The sequence below is a fragment of the Pseudomonas cannabina genome (genome assembly GCF_900100365.1).
Lineage (GTDB): Bacteria > Pseudomonadota > Gammaproteobacteria > Pseudomonadales > Pseudomonadaceae > Aquipseudomonas > Aquipseudomonas cannabina.
The window spans coordinates 78,715-97,843 of record NZ_FNKU01000003.1 but is presented as its reverse complement, the minus strand read 5'-3'; the positions used below and the strand labels follow the sequence as shown (position 1 = coordinate 97,843).

The 19,129-nt window shown below is 51.2% G+C and carries 19 protein-coding genes; 11 read left to right on the top strand and 8 right to left on the bottom strand.

Annotated elements, in window-relative coordinates:
- Positions 1-14: 14 nt before the first annotated feature.
- From BLT55_RS28860 to BLT55_RS28835, 6 genes are all read right to left on the bottom strand, one after another.
- On the bottom strand, positions 15-521 hold the full coding sequence (locus BLT55_RS28860; RefSeq protein ID WP_181133725.1) for a hypothetical protein: 507 nt from the start codon (positions 519-521) through the stop codon (positions 15-17).
- 644 nt (positions 522-1,165) lie between these two features.
- Positions 1,166-1,345: a hypothetical protein gene (locus BLT55_RS33050; RefSeq protein ID WP_139206493.1), complete on the bottom strand. Its 180-nt coding sequence runs from the start codon at positions 1,343-1,345 to the stop codon at positions 1,166-1,168.
- A 91-nt stretch (positions 1,346-1,436) separates the two neighbouring features.
- The gene (locus tag BLT55_RS28850) at positions 1,437-1,751 is read right to left on the bottom strand and encodes a hypothetical protein (protein WP_004666716.1); all 315 of its coding nucleotides are present in this window, start codon (positions 1,749-1,751) and stop codon (positions 1,437-1,439) included.
- A gap of 150 nt (positions 1,752-1,901) precedes the next feature.
- Complete coding sequence (locus BLT55_RS28845) at positions 1,902-2,831, bottom strand: replication initiator protein A (protein ID WP_055001373.1); 930 nt, start codon at positions 2,829-2,831, stop codon at positions 1,902-1,904.
- Between the two features lie 187 nt (positions 2,832-3,018).
- Entirely contained in the window at positions 3,019-3,852 is an 834-nt protein-coding gene (locus tag BLT55_RS28840) for a hypothetical protein (protein ID WP_055001374.1), read from the bottom strand.
- A 171-nt stretch (positions 3,853-4,023) separates the two neighbouring features.
- Positions 4,024-5,289, bottom strand: coding sequence for a replication initiation protein (locus tag BLT55_RS28835; RefSeq protein ID WP_074801808.1), 1,266 nt, complete (start codon positions 5,287-5,289; stop codon positions 4,024-4,026).
- A gap of 978 nt (positions 5,290-6,267) precedes the next feature.
- Here BLT55_RS28835 and BLT55_RS28830 point away from each other — a divergent pair.
- Together BLT55_RS28830 and BLT55_RS28825 are read left to right on the top strand one after the other, a co-directional pair.
- Complete coding sequence (locus BLT55_RS28830) at positions 6,268-7,023, top strand: DotI/IcmL family type IV secretion protein (RefSeq protein WP_055001376.1); 756 nt, start codon at positions 6,268-6,270, stop codon at positions 7,021-7,023.
- 12 nt (positions 7,024-7,035) lie between these two features.
- Positions 7,036-7,989, top strand: coding sequence for a DotH/IcmK family type IV secretion protein (locus BLT55_RS28825; protein ID WP_055001377.1), 954 nt, complete (start codon positions 7,036-7,038; stop codon positions 7,987-7,989).
- 213 nt (positions 7,990-8,202) lie between these two features.
- Here BLT55_RS28825 and BLT55_RS28820 read toward each other — a convergent pair whose 3' ends face one another.
- A complete protein-coding gene (locus tag BLT55_RS28820; RefSeq protein ID WP_003348573.1) occupies positions 8,203-8,616 on the bottom strand; it encodes a DUF3757 domain-containing protein in 414 nt (137 codons plus the stop codon).
- Between the two features lie 423 nt (positions 8,617-9,039).
- On the opposite strand from BLT55_RS28820, the gene BLT55_RS28815 reads away from it, so the two are divergent.
- The 7 genes from BLT55_RS28815 (at position 9,040) to BLT55_RS28785 (ending at position 13,678) form a co-directional block, all read left to right on the top strand.
- Complete coding sequence (locus BLT55_RS28815; RefSeq protein ID WP_082438160.1) at positions 9,040-9,309, top strand: DotH/IcmK family type IV secretion protein; 270 nt, start codon at positions 9,040-9,042, stop codon at positions 9,307-9,309.
- 7 nt (positions 9,310-9,316) lie between these two features.
- A complete protein-coding gene (gene traO / locus BLT55_RS28810) occupies positions 9,317-10,666 on the top strand; it encodes a conjugal transfer protein TraO (RefSeq protein ID WP_055000539.1) in 1,350 nt (449 codons plus the stop codon).
- 23 nt (positions 10,667-10,689) lie between these two features.
- Positions 10,690-11,421 (top strand): hypothetical protein, encoded by a 732-nt coding sequence (locus BLT55_RS28805; RefSeq protein WP_055000540.1) that lies wholly within the window; start codon positions 10,690-10,692, stop codon positions 11,419-11,421.
- Between the two features lie 10 nt (positions 11,422-11,431).
- Positions 11,432-11,893, top strand: coding sequence for a conjugal transfer protein TraQ (gene traQ / locus BLT55_RS28800; protein ID WP_223862857.1), 462 nt, complete (start codon positions 11,432-11,434; stop codon positions 11,891-11,893).
- 140 nt (positions 11,894-12,033) lie between these two features.
- Positions 12,034-12,534, top strand: coding sequence for a DUF6750 family protein (locus BLT55_RS28795; RefSeq protein ID WP_223862856.1), 501 nt, complete (start codon positions 12,034-12,036; stop codon positions 12,532-12,534).
- 45 nt (positions 12,535-12,579) lie between these two features.
- On the top strand, positions 12,580-13,305 hold the full coding sequence (locus tag BLT55_RS28790; protein ID WP_074801796.1) for an HNH endonuclease signature motif containing protein: 726 nt from the start codon (positions 12,580-12,582) through the stop codon (positions 13,303-13,305).
- A gap of 10 nt (positions 13,306-13,315) precedes the next feature.
- Positions 13,316-13,678, top strand: coding sequence for a hypothetical protein (locus BLT55_RS28785; RefSeq protein ID WP_150342856.1), 363 nt, complete (start codon positions 13,316-13,318; stop codon positions 13,676-13,678).
- Positions 13,679-13,804: 126 nt separating this feature from the next.
- Here BLT55_RS28785 and BLT55_RS28780 read toward each other — a convergent pair whose 3' ends face one another.
- Positions 13,805-14,782, bottom strand: coding sequence for an IS5 family transposase (locus BLT55_RS28780; RefSeq protein WP_007247761.1), 978 nt, complete (start codon positions 14,780-14,782; stop codon positions 13,805-13,807).
- Between the two features lie 244 nt (positions 14,783-15,026).
- On the opposite strand from BLT55_RS28780, the gene BLT55_RS28775 reads away from it, so the two are divergent.
- Entirely contained in the window at positions 15,027-17,585 is a 2,559-nt protein-coding gene (locus BLT55_RS28775) for a conjugal transfer protein TraU (RefSeq protein ID WP_167359987.1), read from the top strand.
- Positions 17,585-18,829 (top strand): conjugal transfer protein TraW, encoded by a 1,245-nt coding sequence (gene traW, locus BLT55_RS28770; RefSeq protein ID WP_074801790.1) that lies wholly within the window; start codon positions 17,585-17,587, stop codon positions 18,827-18,829. Before BLT55_RS28775 ends, traW begins: the two co-directional genes overlap by 1 nt.
- Positions 18,830-19,129 lie beyond the last annotated feature (300 nt).

Genomic DNA, 19,129 nt, shown 5'->3' with positions numbered 1-19,129 from the left:
ACGCCACGTTGGCATCACGCCGAGGGGACCTTTTTCGGCGGATTACCTTGTATAGGAATTATTGAAATTCCTATACATCGAGCGAAGTCTGTGCAAGGACAAGCGGCAAGAATCGCGAATACCTCAAGACCGTAGAAGTCGCCGAACCACTCTATGAAGAACTCGACATTGAAGTTGTTCACGTCACCGAGCTCAGGATCGTCCTGAATGTCGAAGCGATAGACCTGGTAACCGGCCTCTTCCCATGGCCGAGACCATTCACCTGAGGTATCGAAAAGCGAGAGCACCACTTTGTCACTGTTTTGCCTGCCAGCAGCTTGGCTTCTAGCATGATCAATCCATCCCTCTATACGGTCACGGGCATGCGCGGGCTTCATAAACCCCTGAACTTTATCAGCCAAGCGGACTACATCTGCCTTCAATGGATGATCGAAAAGATGGTGAATCCCATTCGAATTTTCAAAAGCTTGAGATTCTTGAAATGCCAAAACCATTGAATCCAAGTCGTACACAGAACCCATGCAATTCGCTCCTAGACCTTTTTCAAAGCAGCACAGCGGTAGCCGCCACTGTCACCAATTCGTAGAGAGAATTCTAACCCATGTGCGTACGCATATACATACGTACGTACGTACGTATAATGGCGTTTGTTGCTAGTAGCAACACTGCATGAGATTTCAAGCTATTTTGCTGCTCTGGTTGTTCGTCTAATCATGTCTCGGTAAGACTCAATTTCCAGATCGACACGCCTTTGCCTGACAGCCTCTTTTGAACACCCAATGATGTTTGCAAGCTCCTGGTCCGGTTGCTGACCCTGCATATGATCGTAAGCCGCAATATCGGGTCGAGGTTGTTGGTACGGAGTTATTCCTAAAGACTGGATGAGTTTTGAGACTTGCTGAAGAGGAACATTGGCCGCACGTGCGAGCATTGTGGCGGGGTAGACGCCAAGAAAAGGTACAAGGAGCGCTAGGGCATCCTGGTGAGGAGGGGGAGGGGAGTACGCAGGTTTGCCGAGCTTGATTCTTCGAGCACGGACAGCTTCAGTAGTGGTTCCAGCCATCTGAGCGATAACTGGATCCGGGACATTTCCCGAAAGCCCGTCGTATCGCTCAAGCTTTGAGTATTTGGGCATACAACTGAATCTAAACCGATAGGCCAGAAATCATTGTTCAATTTTCCACATTTCAGCCAAGGCTTTTTCAATGAGCGCTGAAGCTGTTGTTTTTTGCTTATGAGCTTCGTCGCGCAAGCGTTCGTTGAAATCTGTACGAAGGCTAATAGTCTTATGGGATCGGGTAGGGGCTTCACCCTTTTGGGTTGCAGCGGATGGTTGAGCCTTCATACATGTTCCTCAAAATTGACTGATCACGAGTAGCCATTATACATGTACGCACGTACGCAAATACATACGTACGTACACAAAGTACGACTGCCTACTCAGTTTGCTCTTCCTTGTCGGAACGGTGCTGACCAGATGCTCTACGGTAATCTTGCAGCTGCTGGATGGTGTGGGATAGATTGCGAATCACATAGTCCGGAAACCCCTTTTTACCTGCTAGGTGACGCTGCTCTAGCTCTGCGATTCGAGCAGGGTCTAGCCCTAAACGAATCAGGGTTAGCTCATCACCCAGTTCCAAAGCCCGGTTCGCTTCCAGCATGACGTTTTGAGCCGATTGAAGTTTCTCAATTTCATCTTGCAGGTGCTGGGTGTCATCACGGTCAACAGATCGCAGTGGTATACGCTTCATTTGCAGACTCCTAGACTTCATTCTTCCCCGGTAGCCGCCGGGTGCAGCTCGATTAAGCTGCCTGCTTATTATACGTACGTACGTACGTATGTAAACAACAAGCAAAGAAAAAGGCTGCATCTGCAGCCCCTGAATGTCGGCGATATACGACTAAGCGGGCTTAAATCGCTCCAGCGTTTCAAACCAAGCAGCTTTGTCAGAGGCGACCAGCTCATCGGACAAAAGCTTGGTGTTCCTGGTATAGAACACGATCTTATGAGGCTTACAACTCGTATCCAATGCCATTCTGTAATCAGGTAACGAGTCACGCTTGATGATCTTGCGTACATCAGCCCTGAAATAACGCAGATCTTGCGTAGAACCGCATTTTTGCTGCATTAAGACGATATCTGCCTTCCAAATTGGCTTGTTGCCTACGTGTTTGCGAGCAAGCTCATACAAACGACGCTCCAGGGGCATCCTCAACGCGAAATAGCGCCGGTCAATCGTCAAAACCTCATAGTGGAGGAGGGCTTTGTACATCCAATCTGATATCTGAACGATACCTTCAAGAACACCCTTGCCGTTTCCGGTCTTTTTGGTGATGGTGTAGTCATGTATCCAGCCAAAACCCTTGGTTTGCTCCTCGCCACCGGTGACAATGTTTGTCTCGATCTGCGTACCCTTGAGCCTCCGGAGCATGTCCAGGATGTTCACGTAAGCATTTCCTCCTGGCTCCCTACCTGTGCCGATGAGAAAATCATAAGAGTCAAATTTGACCGTGTTTGAAATCGGCAAACCAGCTTTCCGACCTTCGATAATTTGGGATCCGATAAACAACAGCAGATCTTTGTCGAAAACCGTTGCGGCGCCGATTACGGGAGGAATGATTCGTACGCGCTTGTTGGTACCAGGCTGGTGATACTCGCGGATGGCGGTATCAGGAATTGTGGACAAAGAGAAAAGTGGAAACTCCATACTGGCCAGGTCGTCTTTCACCGGCCACTCAACCATATTGGCCTGGAACATGTCCGTCTGAACGTAAGGGACCAGGTTCGGTTTACGGCCACGTTTGGGTTTCTTTTCGCCTTCATCACTCATAGCTGAATCTTCTTCTCTGAATCACTGCAGTCTACATGGGAACTGAATGGCGGACCGTGCAGCCGCACTCTGTTGAGGTGTCGTCGGGGAATCGCTATCATGGAAGAATCCAGACGCTCCTAGACGAGTTCACCCTGGTAGAAGCCCAGATCGGTAGCCGCCGTCTGGGCTTTGTTTTACCTCGGATCTACAAAGATGAGTGATCCGCTAAAATGACCATCTCGGAGAGCACACAGGTTTCTCCGCGGATTTTAGCCAAAGTACCACGCTGATCACCACGCTCCTTCCTTCCAGCCTCCATTTCTTTGATGTTCTGGTCATAGGTGAAGCTCGATCCTGCCCAGTCGCGAAGTCGAACGAAAGCCCATGCTTCGCCTTCACGATATTCTCGACTGTAAACCGCGCTGGTAACAACATACTCACGGCCGTTTACCTTCACTGTGGGTACAGACGGAACCTTGTCGCCGGCTGAGGAGAACTGCATGCATGACACGGCATTTTCCCACCTGCAATACACCTCAGGAATGACAGAAACGCCGTCACGAAAACTGGGCCGGAAGAAGCAGGAACGCCAAGGCAGAAACTCGGCCCAGTAGCGGCAATCACCAGTACTCAACCATCCGTGAACGATGATTGAACCAACACCTTCCACATAGACGCCTATCACCTTGGATCGAGGTGCAGTACGAACCTTGCATTCCGCACCTGGACCTTCAAAGCTTTTTGCCACGGCGTTCAATTCGAGCCACATGCTGTCATTAAAGTGCGCAACAGCGCGCCACTGAGAAGGCCGCTGATCATCGGTAGATGCTTGAGACAGCGATTGCTCACTAGCCTCAACACCGAGAAGAAAGAAGGCCATCAATTCCTGTGGTACGGAAGAGATGTGTGCACGCGCCTCGGTCACAAGCAATTGATAATCACGGACATTGAAAGAGGGGAAATTCCAAGATCCAGATTCGCTGACAGCGATATCAACACTGGATTCATCAAAGAACAAACCCATTTGTAACTGGTTCATATGATACCTGCTCCTAGAACATTGACCTGGTAGCCGCCAGGTGAGCGTCATGACGAAACTCATAGGACCATGGTATCAAACGTACGTACGTACGTACATACGCAGAGCTAACAAAGACGAATGTTTCTGGTGGTCAGGAAGCTCAGTGTGCCTAACCACTCCCTGTCATGGTTACGAACTGTCACTTGAGACAATCAAAGGATCGATCAAAACAAGCAGGCCGGGGTGCATCTCCCCCTGCGGGGTCGAAACCCCACCAGCAGGTATCTGATTGGCACCATTCTTAACACATGTTGATTTGCTGACCTGGCTCGGCCAGCCTGGTGTTTTCGGTGCTGCAGGTGTCGACGTCGTGAGGGGCGGTTGCAGCGCAACAACAACATTCGAGCGTGTCTCGTTAATGACATGACGGTACTTGGCCACCGTCTGCCTGGTGATCCCTGATAGGGCGGCAATGGTAGCGATCGCTAAAGGTTTAGCCTGGCTATGCAGAGAACGGCACGCAGCGCGGATTTTGGATTCTGTGGCTTTATGACGTACTTCATGGGTACGTTTTGCTGAGAGCTTTTGCCGCTCTGCGAGGGGAATGGATTTGTCCAGCTCCATGACGCCCCTATGACATCTGCTGTTACCTGTGTAGCGATTCCAAGTCCAGCGGCCGACTGATCGGACAGTGGATCTGATCGAGGACAGGGGCAAATCATCACGGAAGGCACCACGACCACCAAACTGATTGCTGTTATGGGCATGTGCGGTAAGACGCTGCATGAAATGGTCGTAGCTACCATGCTCACGCTCGTTGTTGACAATGCTGTATGCAAAAAAACGGAGGTTCTCGAACAGCATGCAATGCCGAGAATGCGACACTGCATCCAGATCCGGCCCTTTGCCCCACGGGGTAACCGGTTCAAGCTCAACGCACTCTGCTAAATCGGCGAGCTCATAGACGTTGCTGTGTAATTCCCTGGTATGCCACCAGGGATGCCCCGGCGTTTTAGCGACGGGGCCACCATGATACTCAGGATCAGCTTTCAACCGGTCAACGAACGCCTTGTAAATGGCTTTCATATAGTGAATTGGCTTGTCCCGGGCGCTATCCGAGGTACACACCGGAATGATCGCGTAGTAGAGGTGGCTAGAGCCTGAATGACGGTTGCGAACGATCAGGTTCGGAGGCGGGAGATTTGCATCGTCCCAAATGAGGGAGTTAGCGTGATCCAAATCAAAGACGAGCCATGAGACACGATCTACCCGATTTACCTGCATGTAGGGATAGCGAATTGCGTGCTCGCGGGGACGCACTCGCATAGCAGTTTTATTGTCGCTGCATCTGGCCAGATACGAAGCCTCCTCAAAGACTCTGTTGAGGGCGGTATCAGCAACAAAAAAACGTGGGTCAACAGGCGTCTGCAGAGCACCAGGTTTACCCTGATTCAAAGCAGATTACCCGTACTGAGGTACAAGGGAATTTCAGCGCGATAAAAATCGCGGTGTACCTTGCACGCAAAGGCGCAGGTGTCCATAATCGAGCTACCTAATCGGTGAGCCTCACGTCGACTATCTGCCAGGATGAGACGTGAAGGCTCTTTTTTTTGCCCGGCGTTCGCCGGGATGCTTGTTCGTACTCTTGTTCTTCAGCCCGAAAGGCCGATCTCCTCAGAGTGGTTTGTTTGGTTTCTAGAGGCCAACGGCATCCACGGAAAAGAGGGGGAGGGGGTCTACATATCCCTGTTAAGCCTCTTAAAAAACACTTCTGTGGTTCTAGATTCCGGCGAAGGCTAGAGCCTGCAAAAGCTTACGTCAACCCTCTGGAACCCGCGTGCGACGTGGCCTCCAGCATTTTTCACCTAGTTATAAAATCTTTTTTTTTGTTAAATCTGTAAAGCAACGTGCGCGTGTTATGCATACCTCATGATCGCTACAGGCCGCGTGGATCTTAACCTTGGGGTTGACGGTGTGTCGGCGATATACGAAAGGGGCGTCGCCGATATACGACAAAAGCGTCGGTGATATACGAAGGGAGGTGTCGGCGATATACGAGTCTATCCACAAGCAAATAAATTTTGTCGCCGATGTACGAACCCCCCTCAAAACACCCTTCCAGAGCATCGGCAAGCCACTCCCCCCCTAATACCCCGGTTCCCCGCGAGCAAACCCCTATTACGCGGGGGCTTTGTCGCCTACCAGCGTATAGAAATGTCGGCGATATACGACTCCTCTAATGAAACGTCGGTGATATACGAATGTCCAAACCGGCGCTTTACCGGCAAAGTGCCACCAGTGGCAATTCCGTATCGTAGTCACCTTGAGAAGGCCGTTATGAACGCGAGCCATGATTTGAGGCTGTCAACATTGAACATTAGCTATTGACCGATTCCGCATCATGGTTAGAATACGGAAAACGGAGGGGATTTAATGACCGAATTGCGAGAGCCTACATCGGACGTTCAGCGCGAAGCTGCAGCAGGCGCCGGCTACGAAGAAGGTCGCACGGAATATGAGAAAGAATTACTCAATCTCGTGAAGACGTTGCACCAGAACGTTGACGCTATTGACCCGATGGTCCAGGAGAAAAAAGACCGCAAGCGCCTCAGCAACATTTCGGGCTCCCTTGCGAAGTCCAACATCGTTTTGACATGGGGTCTCGTTGCATCAATAGCACTCAATGGAATGCTCGGTTGGTTCGCGGTCCATCCAGATCGTCAATATTTTGCAGCTGATGGGACGCGCGTGATTCGTCTGGTACCACTTTCAGAGCCATACCTGAAATCAGCAGACGTAATCCAGTTCGCTCGCGATGCGATCAACCGCTCACTGACCATCAATTTTCAGCAGTACCGCGGCCAGCTGGAGGATGCTCGTGCTGATTGGACTCGCGAAGGCTTTAAGCAATTCCTGGAACAGCTCCAAGCTGGCGGATACCTGGACTCGATCAAGACCAAGCGCATGAACATGACTGTCACAGCAGGTACAGGCGTGATCGTTAGTGACCGGCTTGTCGACAACATCTGGGTTCGGAAGGTAGAGCTTCCAATCGAGATAAAGCTGACCGGGCAGGTAACTGAACAACCAGCTCAGAACTTCATTGCTCTCGTGACTGTAACCCGGATTCCAACACTCGATTCACTTGTAGGCGTGGCCCTTGACAACATCGTCATCAAGCCCCGGTAAGGGAGGACCAATATGAAACCATTTCAGCTTGTAGTGCCGATGCTTGTCTTGGCAATCAACACAGCGTTTGCGCAAGATGCTCAAGCTCCGCAAAGCGGTGCAATGCTCCCTGGAGCCGAGCAACAATCAATGCAGCAACCGCAACCGGGGCAGGGGCAGGGGCAGGGGCAGCAACCAGCACCTCCAGCTCCTGGACAATGGGTGCAAGTGAAAGGCCCGGGAACCCCCGCGAATTTTCCTGCGCAGCCTGGCCAAACAAATGCAAATGTAAATCCGCAGATGCAAAATGCATTTCCGCAAACCAATTACGGCGCTGCGAACTACGCAGTAGGTGGCCAGCCACAGGGCCAGGCACCAACTCAACCGCAGCAGAATGCTGCCCCTCAACCGCAGCAAAATGGTGTTGCGCCCATGCCTCCCTTGGACGCTCCAGAGGGTTCAGCGGATTTTAATGAAGCTATGAAAGTTGTAGCTCCATTCGCTCCAGAACAAATTCGCGAAATGCGGGGAAGCCTTGAGAACACGAGGAAGGCGAAAGCGTATAAGCCCGTCAGAGCCATCCCAAGAATCACTAGCGTTTCTGTCGACCTGAGCCCGGGCGCGTCACTTCCAGTGTTACGTGTAATGCCTGGTGAAATTTCGAACTTGGTTATTCTCGACTCAACAGGCGCACCTTGGCCTTTGGCAATCACACCACGGATCTCCAGAGATGACATCTTCACAGCAGAGTGGATGCAGGGTTCGCACGTAGTTGTGGTCTCAACGACATCCTCCTACGAATCTGGAAACATCGCTCTGTTTCTACAGGGTGCGACGACACCTGTTGTCATAAAACTCGTGACTGGTGAACCTGACAGTGAAGGGGAGAAGTCCAGAATCGTGGATGCTCGCTTGGACGTACGGATACCCGGCCGAGGCCCTTACGCTAAAGCACCGCTGATGGGGCCAGGTAAGATCGCTCTTTAGTAAGTTAGGTGGAATGCTTCTGGGCTACGCTGATTCTGACGACGTTGACCAGTGGGGCTGGGGACGTCTTACGTTCAGGCCCTGCAGAACGCCCAGTCAAATCGAGGGGAAAAAGCCGATAGTCGTGGGCGCTGTGATCTGTTTTTGTAGTTTTACTAAAAGCTACCTGCATTAAGCTGAATAGCTATTTGTAAAATGTATATTATAAAAACATCAATACTCAAACGTGCAGAGGGATGGGTTGCTTTCACTGCAACTGAGTCCGTTCCAAGCTTTCCCCACAGGTGTTGCTACCTTGAGCGTTTCAAGACTCATCCTGATTCCTGCGCTGCTATTACCCTCATAGTCGCACGCCACAAATGCATTACCTGTGATCGCGCTTCGGTTACGTATATTTGCAGTTTTGAAAGCAATACTATTTATGTCCTTTGCATCGCCTCGCGGGTTTTCGCCTCTCCATTGTTGGTTGTTTGGGGCTGGTGCCGTATACACAAAACCTTGCCCTTCCTGATGTTGTTTGATGACGCTGACATCCGGGCACGCGGCAGGAGTAGGAGCGGCATACACCTTGCCCATTAAAAGTGCCAAAGCAACAATGCCTACTGATTTCTTTGAGCGAGCTTTCATTTTACTTTCTCCATCGTGGATCTAAGTTGATTTTATTTTTACAGTGGGTGAGCGAGTTGCTTGCCATGCTTTTAACCGACAGATCACCACCACCGACTTATCTATTCGCTTTTACTTTTACATGTGCCGCGCATGAGTGGTCATCAGTGTCCATCGAGTTCCATTATGCTTTCCAAATATTTAAATAGTCGACAGCGCCTCAATGGCAAAGCTGCGATCAGCGTAAAAAGGTAGGTTCTCTTATCATGTAGCGATTGATCAATCTGAGTCACACCCACCGCATTTGTCACGACACCTATCAGGCTGTGCACGGAGCGGCTCAGGTATCGGCGGAGGGTGCCTGCTTCAAGACGCGTTCCGGTAGTGTGGACGTAGTAATCTCGTCAAGGAACGGAAGACTGGGAGAATAATTTTCCATTCCACATAAATGACGACACCCTTCAAGCCTTTCTAGACGGAATCCCACCCAAGGATGCCCGAGCGGTGGTGGCGCATGGGGAAGTGCCAACGCACACACAAGTATGGCAATACAACGGCGACATCTTCGTGCGCACGCAGCAAGATATTCAAACAGCGTTTGATCAAAGTCTGTCCTCAGGAGATGGAACCAAAGTTTATCGGCTTCCAGCAACTCCGTTCGTAACCCTGTCTCAAATGGGCCAGTCAGTTACCCTCCAACTAGACATCAACTGAGGTCCATATGAGTACTCAAGCTGATATTGGTCGCCAAACCAAAGTTATCGTAGCCGTAGTAGCTGTCGTGCTCATTGGTGGCGGCTATCTGGCGTATACATGGCTGCAAAATCACAATACAAGTAACTCTTCCGTTCGGGGTATCACCACGGACGCAAAAGGCACTAAAACAGAAGAAAGCGAACAATACAGACAGGTACTTAATAGATATAACCAGGCGAACGCGGAACAAGCCGAATCAAACGGTGGTTCGTACATGTCTGTAATGTCAGCACAGTCTGTTAAACCTGCCTCGTCCGGTTCAGGACAGCAGCAGCAACCTCAGCAGGTAAATTACTATTACCAGCAACCCCAGCAACCTCAACAAGTCGTTACTCGGAACAAAGAGTACGACAAGCAAATCGCAGAACAGGTAAAAGGCTTAATGTCCGCTTGGGGAGAGAAGCCCCACGGGTTGGGTAAGTCGAGCGAAGACGCCACTCTTACGCCATCTGCTTATGCTCAATCAATCATGCCAGCATCTATGGCCGGTGCTGGTGGCTCGGTTGCAAGCAATCAACGCGGAGCAAATGGGGCCGCGAGTCAAAAAGAGCCCGACGTAGTGGTAGTACCAGGGTTTACCCTTGCCCCGTCTATTCTCAAGACTGAGATCGACACTGACGAAAACTCGATGGTACGTGCGGAGATCGCAACCGGGCCATTCGCAGGTGCAGTATGTTTCGCCATGGGCTACAAACGTATAAACGAAACGGTAGACATGACGTTTAGCTACATGGAGTGGAAGGGTCACTCATACAAAATTAGCGCAAAAGCCGTTGATCCAGACAGCATGAGAACCGCACTCTCCGGCGAAGTAAACAATCGATACTTCGAAAGAATTATCCTCCCAGCACTTGCTATAGCAATCGGCAAGACAGGTCAACTTTATGAGCAAGGAAGCGCCCAAAATATTATCACCAGCCAAGGTGCTGTCATTTCGACCTATCCAGAAACTCCGAACGGTGCAGCAGTAGCCGGAACCTTTGCGGGTGGTATTGGCCAGCAGGCAGGCAAGGTTCTCGCAAATGACGGCGCAAACATGCCTCAAAAGCAAGTTATTAGACCTTTGGGCTCGACTATCGGTATCCAGTTTATTGGCCCTGTGATGGCTAGTGATGCCCTGGACAAAAATGCCATTCAAGCAAATCAGAAAGAAGAGTTGAATACCCTTAGTCAACCTGCAGGACAGCCAAAGCAACAATATCGCTTGTCACCTAGCGCAACTGGTAGCGGTGATCAAGAAGGTATGAGCAGCGGGTATCCGGGCTTTACACCTGGCCTTGGCCAACCCAACACAATGAACTCGACTCGCTACTGAGTCAGCGCTGAAAGGATGCCAACATGACGACACAGACAGCGGCCGATATTGATGTATTTGCATCACCGGCCCCAAAAGCAGGCGTTGCTCAACCAGAGCCGGATTCGAAACAGGAGCAGGAGCCTTTGCAAAAAAGGAACCAGAATTCGTTTGTAGAAAAAGTGAAGCCATGGCACTTCTTTGTTGTGCTTGCACTTATAGCAGCGGTCTGGATCTTCGCACCTAAGCTGTTCCGCTCGAACTCTACGGTCACGCAAGGGCAACAGTTTGGGGCCCAAAACACAAAAGCTGATTACGGGGCGTATGAACGGCAAAAACCGGTCCAACCGGTTGAGGAACCTGCGAACACAATTCCGCCAGTCAGCCAACAGGTTGAGCTGATTCAGGTTCAAGGCCAATTGGAAACATTTTCTAAAATCACCTCCGAGCTGCAGAGCCAGGTTCGTGAGCTGCAGAGCCAGGTTCCTGAGCTTCAGGCGAAAATCGCAATGCTGGAATCACGGCCGACTGACAATACTTCCAAGACAAAGGAGAGAATCCAGGCGACGCGAAACCAGCCTGCCGTACCCGCCGTCACAACTTCCAAGGCTCTGACTGGATATAGCATCAATACCATTTATACCGATCAAGCTTGGTTGGCACATGACCAACGAACAATAGTTGTTCAGGTAGGTGATGCCTTTGACGGTATCCGCGTTCTTCGCATAGACCCGGTATCCCGCCAGGTTGTCACAAACCTCGGCGTGATCCGCTAGGGAGTAGGGTATGGATCTCGCGAGCATGATTATTGCGGCAGCTAATTCGCTGACCGTAGTTATGTGGGGCCTACTGTGGAGCCTCGGAGCATTGGTTGGCTTCGTGTACGCAGGGACAGTGCTTCGCAGGATGCAGCTCGCCAGTATTCAACCAGGCCGACGCCCAATGTCCGCTGGCGGCACAGTGATGGTGCTGATCATCGGGGCTTTACTCTTTAACCTTTCGGGAACAATCGGAACAGTCTGGACGACCTTTTCCAGCGGTCAGGCGAGCTACGGAGCAATTTCCTGGAGCGGAGCGGACCAGTTCGGTAAGTTCAAAGAAGCTGTAAATGCTGTTCTGACACTCGCGAGTCTTGCTGGTGGATTTTTCTGCTTTAAGGGATTACTGCTACTAAAGAAGGCAAGCATTGATGGAGAGTCTTCCAACGGAGCAGATGATCTAATATGGCGTGCTTTAAGGAGGCGCTGATTTATTCGATTTTTCGTCCCTGCAACGCTCTGGAGGCCTTGATTTATCTGGGGGCAACAGCTGGGCTTTAGAATAAATCAGCGTCTCCTTAACTCACATGATTGCAGGTGCTGGACTGGTTCACGTAGACAAGATGATTGATGCGTTTCAAGAAACATTCAAACTTTACTGGTAAGTCAAAACGGAGCGTTGCTATGAAAATTAAACCTTTCGCAGTAGTTGGTGATGTTGTACGTAAAGCCCACGTACACCTGATCACTAAAACTGACGAATACAGTCAGCACCCAGTACAGCGTCGCATTATGTTGGCAAGCGCCGGCATTACCATGGGAACCATGTTTGTCGCTCAAGCTCATGCAGCAGGCTTTGCAGACATGGGGAACACGGCAGCGGAACAGGGCGATTCACTGAAGGAAAGTTTCGGAAAACTCTTTGCCGTATTGGGGTTTGGCGGTGCTGGCTGGGGTGGCATGAACATGTGGAAAAAAACCCAACAAGGCGAGAACAGCCGAATCACCGGCACTCAAATCTGGGGTCCACTTTTAGGTGGGGCCGCTCTCGGCGCAACTGGTTTCATGATGACTACTGCTGGTGAAACTGTCGGTATCGCTGCTGGCCAGCAGGGCGTTGTACCTGGTTAACAACTTGCAAGAACAGGCAGTCTTAAAGACTGCCTTGGAGGTTTAATGAGCAGCGCAGATATCCAGCCAGACATGGTAGTCCCCGATGTTACGCTCGGCCGTAATTTCGAACGTCCGGCACTACCCGGTATGAGCTTGTCGACTAAGGCAAAGGTTTGGGGTGATAAAGAGCCGAACGCTATTGAGCCTAGTAAAAAAACGTTGAGCCTCGAATTGCGCACTGAAGTTCTACGCGATAGCAAACATCGGTGCTTCTTCTGTGGTTTTCCGTCGCAAAGTCTGGAAATTCATAACGTTAACCACAACCACCAGGACGTACGAAAGGACAATTTGCGGGCTGTAGACTCTTTGTGTCACGGATGGCAGCATCTTGGGGAATTGGGGGAGGGGAACGCTTTTATAGGATACCTTCCTGGACTCGTTGCGCAGGATGTTAACAATCTACAGCGATGCATCTTAGTAGCCTTGGAAACAGGCGACGAATCGACTAAAGCTGATGCTAAGAAATTGTTGAATTGGCTCGCTTCGCACAGACAATATACAGAAGCAGCTTGGGGCACATTTGAACCAAGTGTATTCGCTAGCGCATTAGTGAAAATGGAGGGTGTTGGTGCTGATGTTCATGCCGTTGTATTTAGAGATCTTGCGGTGATATTCAACCCTGGTACCTACAGCGCAAACGCAAAACAATGGGCTCAAGATGCTTACAAATCTTCACCTACAGCATCTTGGCCAAATGTGCATCACAACATAATGAATGCGCCAAGCTGAGGGGAAGGGTATGGGAGTTCTGGAGAAATGCGTAGATGCAGTTGAAGGTGCGATTGAGTACCTGGCACGACATCTAATTAATAAAGACATGACAAGCTACTGCGAACTGATGACCGCAGTAGGTGTGACCGATGAAGACATTCGGCGTTCTCCAGATCTGAAGGACCCGTACACTTTGGTCAACAATGGATATTCACTCCTGACCGTTTTTGACCTGCAAGGCACATTTCAGATGCTTTCGGAGGCCGAGTTTGCAGCAATGATTGAATCATTGCGAGTACGCATGACTGGATACATGAAACGTTATGGTCATTCGCTGACATTCTCCTTTGAGCGTGATCCCGAGCGCGCTAAGGAGACGCTGAACAATTAACCCGTTCGCACCGTCCCCATTTCCAAGCCGGTTTTTTTCAACCTGCCGGCCTTATTTTACGTTTCTCGAGCAGATTTCTGCCCTCATTTTGCTGAAAGGCGGGCCAGTCCCGCCTTTCAGACGGATTTATCCTGCCGTCTGTTGTAAATACCGCTTGGCCAGCATCAGATTGGCCAACCCAAACAAACTGAACAACTGCGCTGTATTCTTTTCCAGCCCACGGTAGCGAACCTTGCGATGATTGAAGCGCACCTTGATTACCTGGAAGGGGTGCTCGACCTTGGCACGCAGTTGCGCCTTGGCATATTCAATTTTGCGCTTGACCCGATACAGCACGCTGCCTTCGCCGTGCTGCTTGTAACTGCTTGGCCGTTCTGCAATCGACCAGATAACGTCCCGTTCAGCATGCTCCGGTCGCTTGGCCGCACCGGTGTATCCAGCGTCACCCGAAACATAGGTTTCGTCACCGTGAAGCAACTGGCCAACCTGGGTGACATCCGCCACGTTAGCGGCCGTCCCTACTACGCTGTGCACCAGCCCCGACGTGGCGTCTACACCAATGTGGGCCTTCATCCCAAAGTGCCATTGATTGCCTTTCCTGGCCTGATGCATCTCAGGATCACGCTTGCCTTCTCGGTTCTTGACCGAGGGCGGCGCGGCGATCAGAGTAGCGTCGACGATAGTGCCTTCCTTGAGCAGCAGCCCCCGGCTGGCCAGATGCTGGTTAATCGTTTCAAACAGCAGCCGGGTTAGCTGATGGACTTCCAGCAAGCGGCGAAAACGCAGCAAGGTGGTGGCATCCGGTGCAGACTCGCGACCCAGGTCGATACCCATAAAACCGCGGATGGCCTGGCTGTCGTAGACGGCATCTTCGCAACCTTCATCGGAGAAACCGAAACACTGCTGCACGACGTACATGCGCAACATGCGCGACACCCCTATCGCAGGGCGTCCGCGCTTGCCTGCGGTGTTGCTATAAAACGGCGCCACTTGCGCCTCCAGCAGGGCCCAGGGCACCAACTGTTCAAGGTCAGCCAGGAAGCGATCTCGGCGAGTCTGCTTTTTCTTGCCGGTATATTCGAGTTCGGAGAAGGTCTTCTGCACGCGCGTAACGCTCACGGAGAGGGAGGCTGTTGAAGGAACTTAGTGTGCCAAGGGTGGGGACAGTTGGCTATTTTTGCAGCGCCTCCCTAAAGACGAGTTAATGCGCCTTGCGGAGCCATTACTCAATACAGCTCGACGTATTGGTCTCGAAACTGAGGACATCATTCTAGACCGAGTGTTGCGTAATTACCCTCTGTGTTCCTGGGAGCAGAACATTCTCGTTGTGTACACTCACCTTAGCGCTATGAGTTCAGAAGAACAAAAGCGTGAGATGAATACACTTACCAAGAGTTTGGCAAAGCACAACGTTCCACGGACGCAGTTCGGTCAAAATCCTGCATTCGCTTTATCTGCCTTGAAATATCGACACGACACTATGGTCAAGCGTTTGCAGGATGATTTTGCAAACTGCGGTGTCGACGGCCAAAAAGGGATCATGATGAAGCCTCTAACTGCGCACGAGGCAGTGAAGCGCGTCAGAATCATGATTAACCGCGAAGGTACTTCCCAGAAATTCCGTCCTTCCCTACCTGGTGATCGTCACATGCCGAGTGGGCCTGAGCACGCTGACGATTATTCGGATCTCGTGGCTCCACGTTTGAGCTATCAGATTTGCAGCAATAATGTCGAACCGGATGGAAACTACATTCGTACCGACAGACTCTGGCACGGGTCCTTCGGTATGGAATTGGGTCCACAGGATCCGCTTCCATTTAAAGAACTGTTCGGTGCGGTCGATCAGGTGGTTCCATGGCGAATTCGCTTTGACCTGAATCCTTGCGGGCTTAATGAAGTACGTATGCGTCGCATGGTTGCAGGGTTTGTAGGCCTTTTGCCAAGTAACCGCTCGATCCGTGAATCCTTTTCTGAATTGGAAAGTCTTCAAAAGGAGGAAGCCGTCCTTTCAATGAAAGTGTCTGCTTCGACGTGGGCAGAAGACAAAGACACCGTTAAGCAGCGCATGTCCTCCTTGGAGAAGTCTCTTCAATCGTGGGGCACATGTCAGGTAAACCAGAACCACGGCGATCCGATGGCAGGCCTTGCTTCAACCATCCCTGCATTCACTACCAAGAACACAGCGAACAGGTTGCTGCCTCCACTTCAAGATGCCTTAGCTATGCTTCCCCTGCAACGACCTGCAACCCCGTGGGCTGAAACTGGCTCATGGATACTCAGGACGCCTGAGGGCAAGATTTTTCCTGTAGGTTTGGGCAGCAGTATCCAAGACACTTGGATCGAGCTGTTTTCAGGCATACCTGGTTCTGGTAAATCTGTAACTGTAAACACCATGAACAATGCCGCGATCCATCGGCCGGGTGCGATTCAATTGCCGCTGATGACCATTGTGGACGTTGGTCCGTCTTCATCCGGACTGATCCAGGTCATTAGAGACTCACTTCCTGACCATCGCAAAAATGAAGCTGTGTACCTCAAGCTGCAGAACAGCGTTGATTACGCAGTTAACCCCTTTGACACGCAGCTCGGTGCTCGCGAACCCACTACTCGTGAGCGCGAATTCCTCGTCGATTTTCTGAACCTGCTTTGTACCGATACCGATATCGGCCGCGCTCCTGCAGAAGTTTCACGTGTCAACGAGCGTCTACTGACGCTGGTTTACGATGACAGGGCCGAAAACGGGGCAAACCAATACGAACCTGAAGTCGTTCCGTTGGTAGACAAGATACTTTTAGAAACCGGTATTCTGGCTGAGCATGACGAGAAATGGTGGTCCACTGCTACCTGGTACGAAGTGACCGACATGCTGTTCGCTGCTGGCTATATTCAAGAGGCAACAATTGCCCAGCGCCAAGCTTCACCGGTGCTGTCTGATTTCAACGCAATGCTGAATAACGAAAGTATTCGACAGATGTTTGGATCTATCCAAACTAAAAGTCATGAGCCTTTGCTTAACTATATGTCGCGTTGCTTTGTGGTAGCTACCACCAGTTTCGCTTTGTTTTCCGGGCGTACCCGTTTTGACCTTGATGCAACAACGCGTGTTATTTCTATAGATCTTAATGACGTCATCGGTTCCAAAACTGCTGAAGGGGCTATTAAGACCTCATGCATGTATCTTTTTGCTCGACAGTTAGCTGCCAAAAATTACTTTCTGCGTAAAGAAGAGTTGGTGAAAGTCGTTCCTGAGCTGTATGCGGAATATCACATCAAACGTGCAGACGATGTGGCCTCGCAACAAAAGATTATCGCCTATGATGAATGGCACAACACCGACGGCCTTGAAGCGCCGGTTCAAACAGTTATTAAAGATGGACGTGAAGGTCGTAAATGGGGCATCCGAATTATCGCGATCTCGCAGTTCATGAATGACTTCCCTCAACCGCTTTTGGACGCATCAACGTCGGTATACGTTCTGCGCGGCGGCAACCGTAGTGATGAGAAGGTTCTTCGTGATTCCTTTCAGGTGTCCGACCAGACCATCAGCGAGCTTCACCGTAAATGCGTCGGGCCAACTGAAGAAGGCGCGAACATGCTCGCCATCTTCAAAACCAACCAGGGCACCATCACGCAGATCCTCACGAACACCACGGGTGCGTTGGAGTTGTGGGCTTTTTCGACAACCCAACAGGACGTTTCGCTGCGAACAGCGCTGTACAGCCGACTGGGCTCAATGACGGCACGTAGGGTTCTCGCCGCTAGATTCCCCCTCGGTACCGCGAAAACCTACATCGAGCAGCTGGAGCTGAAGGCGGGCGCAGAACAAGCGAAGTCTGTTGTCATGAACCTCGCTGACGAGATGACCGCCGAGTACTGGGCAAGCCGCAAAGCAGGAGCAAATATTTAATGAACGTACTCAAGTTTTCCCCCCTTGCACTTGCAATGCTGACGGTTGGAATGTTCGCCTCTAAGCCAGCTTACGCGATTTGCGACGGTTGCGTGGTTGGTGCTGTGGAAACAGCCAACCTCAGCATCACATTTGCTGTGAACGCGACAACTGCTGCAGTAGGGGCGATGGCCACGTCAGTGAATGCAATGCTGTACCAAGTCGGTACCGCTGTGACTCAAGGCAGTAGCAAAGTCGCAAACACAGTCGAAACCGCGGCTCGCGTGGATCGGGAATTCGCAGCGACTCAGGAAAAGAATCGACGCTATGAGGACGCACGTCAGCGGTACTACGTCTCCAACGCAATTTGCAGTGAATCAGCTTCCGGAGGCGCAATCGACGTCAAAGCTGGTGTTGCTGCAATAAAAACAACCATGAGGTCTGGAGGCGGCGGCAAAACCGAAAACCGCAAAATTGCTCAAGCATTGACTTCGCCGGCCGCGCCCAGCGAGGTCGATTCCATGCGTTCTGCAAGCATTCACGCTGATTACTGCGACACAGATGACTATGCCGCGTACGGCGGTGCCAGCGCGTGCCCGAGTGTTTCAACAACAATGCCCGGGGCTGACAAGCGTCTTGATTCCGTAATGATCGGCGCCGGTCCTAATGGTAAGAGTGCAGATCTCACCTTCTCCCAAGAGCAGACTGACGCAGCGCAGATGTACACCCAAAACTCAGCGCGGAGATCGATCGGCAGTCAGCTGCGCAAGGGCGAAGCTGAAAGCGAAGCCGGCTCGCAGTACATCGGGCTCATGAATCAGTACAACTCGATCCTTTCGGCTGCTACGGATCCGCAGGACCAGCTCGTTGCTGATAGCCAACCCAACCCAGCGACCAAGGATTTGCTGGTAGACACACTCAAGTCGTCCTCGGCCCAGGCCTACTACGCCAAAACTGCGTCACCTCAAGCAAAAGCGACAGGCACGATGTCGGCCAGGGAATTTGAATCGTTTGAGGTTGGACGCCGGTATGCCAATACCGAGTACCAGGCAGACTTGCAAAACATGGAAGGGGACAACCTGCTCCGTGAGCAAATCCGCGTGCAGTCCCAGACCAATTGGTTGCTGCTTGAGCTGCGTAACGACGTCCAGCGCGGGAACGTGATCAACGGATTAAATCTCGCAAGCGGCGCACGTTCAGAGTTTGAGCCCATATTGAGCCAAAAATATCGCGCTGTATCGGGCCACATGGGAGGCAGCAACTGATGACGGAACAACAGCCATCCAAATCGAGGCAGGCGGCTTCAATAGCGCTGCGCATCATTCTCCCATTCTGGTCAATGAGACAGACCGTGCGGCTTGCTAAGGAGACGCTGATTTATTCTAAAACCCAGCTGTTGCCCCCCAGATAAATCAAGGCCTCCAGAGCGTTGCAGGGACGAAAAATCGAATAAATCAGCGCCTCCTTAGCTTCTGCAGACATTTCTTTGATATGCGTCCAATTCTCTTTGGTTTTAGCTGCTTCCTGCTTAGGGAGGCGCTGATTTATTCGATTTTTCGTCCCTG